2 protein-coding genes and 1 pseudogene are annotated in these 2,501 nt (G+C 70.7%); 1 reads left to right on the forward strand and 2 read right to left on the reverse strand.

What is annotated here, in order from left to right:
• A pseudogene (locus V6M46_RS00645) lies at window positions 1-550 on the forward strand (FAD-dependent oxidoreductase); the annotation flags it as partial.
• Window positions 551-562: 12 nt separating this feature from the next.
• On the opposite strand, the gene V6M46_RS00650 reads toward V6M46_RS00645, so the two are convergent.
• Window positions 563-1,453 carry a universal stress protein gene (locus tag V6M46_RS00650; RefSeq protein ID WP_332661748.1) on the reverse strand — a complete coding sequence of 297 codons (891 nt, stop codon included), beginning with the start codon at window positions 1,451-1,453 and terminating at the stop codon, window positions 563-565.
• Window positions 1,450-2,501 (reverse strand): amino acid permease (locus tag V6M46_RS00655; protein ID WP_332661749.1); only part of this gene is annotated, 1,052 nt, incomplete at its 5' end. The genes V6M46_RS00650 and V6M46_RS00655, both read right to left, overlap by 4 nt.

The raw sequence follows: 2,501 nt of genomic DNA on the forward strand, positions 1-2,501 counted from the left end.
CGGTGAAGCCTCCAGCGTCATCATCGCAACGGGATCCGCGCCGCTCGATGCTCCCACCCAGTTTCCGACTGCCGTCAGCGTCGAGTCCGTGCTCAGCCGTGGTGTCGAACACGGTGCCGAGGGGTCGGCCGTCGTGTACGACGAACGCGAGGGTTTCTGGCCGGCGTTCAGCGCCGCCGAGAAGCTCGCGGCGCTCGGCCTGCGTACGACGTTGGTGACCCCGACACCCGGCATCGGCGCGCGGATCCCGCACGAGAGTCTTGCCCCGTTGCTGCGGCGCCTCGACGAGGCGGGCGTCGCGCTGCTCCCGGGGCACCGCCTGGTCCCGGACGGCCCCGCCGTTCGGGCGGTCGCCACGGTGGGCGGAGAATCGCGAAGCCTCCCGGTCGACGTGCTGGTGTGGCATGCGGGTCGACGGGTTCGGGAGGACCTCTACCGACTGGGCCGACGCCAGGTGGAGGTGCCGATGCACCTCATCGGCGACGCGGTCTCCCCACGCCGGATCAGCCACGCGATCCTCGAGGGCTACCGGGCGGGCGCCGCCGTCTGACGGCCCTTGTCACTACCTACGGGCCCGGGGCAGCGCGACAACCGGGACCGGTGCGTAGCGGAGGATCTTGGAGGCCCGCGACCCCAGGAAGACCGACGCCAGGGGGCCGTGGGAGCTGGAACCGACCACCAGGATGTCTCCCATGGACCACCGCGCCTGGCCGATCGCCTCACGCCAGCCGTGACCCTCGCCGATCACGGACTCGAGCCGGCTCGGCACGTCCGGGAGGCCGCGCAGGTGATCGAGCTCCTCGTTGATGACCTTGCTGGTCTGCCGTGACCACTCGTCGACCACCAGGTCCTCCCCCGCGCCGGCCAGCGTCGTGGCGAACACCATCTTGGGTCGCACCGAGAACGACGCGACGCGCAAGGAGCTGCTGGTGCGGGCGGAGTAGTCGGCCGCCGAACGTACCAGCGCCCGGTCCTGGGAGGTGCCGTTGAAGGCGACCGTGACCCGGCGGATCCGGCCACCCGGCTCGGCCTGGTAGCCACGTGGTGCGAGCGCGACCGGGACAGGCGAGCTGTGCACGATGCGTTCGGCGACGCTGCCCAGAGCCACCTGGCCGAGTCCACCGCTCTCCGACGACCCGAGCACCAGCACGCTGGCGTCGTGCTGCTGCGCCACCTCGACCAATCCGGTCGGGATCGACGCGGCGTGGTGCAGCACGAACGTCGCGTCGACGTCGGCCGGCATCCACTCCCTGGCCTGCGCGATCACCTGCTCGCCGCGCCGGGTCAGGTACGTGCGGTAGTCGGCGTCCACGCGCTCAGTGCTGGGCGGCCACGCCGCCGCGACGACCACGGCGACGACGACGTCCTCCCCCGTCGATCGCGCGAGCATGGCGGCCAGCTCCAGGGCGGCGTTGCCGCTGTCCTTGAGCGTGCAGCCGGCGACGACGGTCACGCGTCCTCCACCTGTGCGCCCACGAGCGGGGTGGCGATGACGTGGGTGACCGGGATCGGGTACGTCGTCCGGGCCCGGTCGACCACGTCGTAACGCTGCCACACCGAGTCCGCCAGCGGCCGCGTGGCGATCACGATCTGGTCGGGACGGAACGTCTCGACGGCGTGGCTCAGGGCACGAAGCGGCCGGTAGTCGCCCAGCTCGCCCGACGCGTCCAGACCCTCCGACTGCAGGGTCTCGAGGGTGTACTCGAGCCGTTCACGAGCGGCCTCGGCCGTGGCATCCCAGACGCTCAGCGGACCGTTCACGGCGGCCTGCCCCGTCTCGACGGGGCTGGCCGGCACGCAGACGAAGTACGTCGCGGCACCCGCGGCGTCGATGCGCCGCAGCTCGTCGAGCAGCTCGCCGGACGTGGCCGTCTCGTTGGCCAGCACCAGCACGCGGCGTGCCTGCTCGGACGACGCGGGAGCCACGTCGCCGGAGCGGTTGAGGACGAACTTGTTGACGACGTACAGCGCGAGCACCACGAGCCACGACAGCAGGCTCAGCACGAGCTGCGAGCGCACGCTGTCGGTCAGCGCCATCTGGACCAGCACACCGAGGATGCCGAGCGCGGTCAGGATCGACAGGCCCGGGAAGAGCCACATCTTGACCTTCAGCGTCGAGTCGTCGACCCGCAGGCGCAGCGTGATCTGGGAGATCGAGATGAGGAGGTAGACGAACAGGATGATCGCGCCCGAGGAGTTCAGCAGGAACAGGAACACGCCGTCCTCGTCGATCGCCGCGGCGATGACGCACAGGAACCCGACGACCGACGAGGCGAGGATCGCGACCATCGGCACACCGCGATCGGTGACCTTGACGAGCTGGGCCGGCGCCTCACGCCGAGCGGCAAGGACGAACAGCATCCGCGACGACGTGTAGAGGCCGGAGTTCAGGCACGACAGCACCGCGGTGAGCACGACCGCGTTCATGATGTGGTCGGCGTACGGGATGCCCATCTCGGTGAACGCCGCCACGAACGGGGACCCGGAGAGCTCGGTCGAGT

The organism is Aeromicrobium sp., assembly GCF_036676885.1.
Classification (GTDB): Bacteria; Actinomycetota; Actinomycetes; order Propionibacteriales; family Nocardioidaceae; genus Aeromicrobium.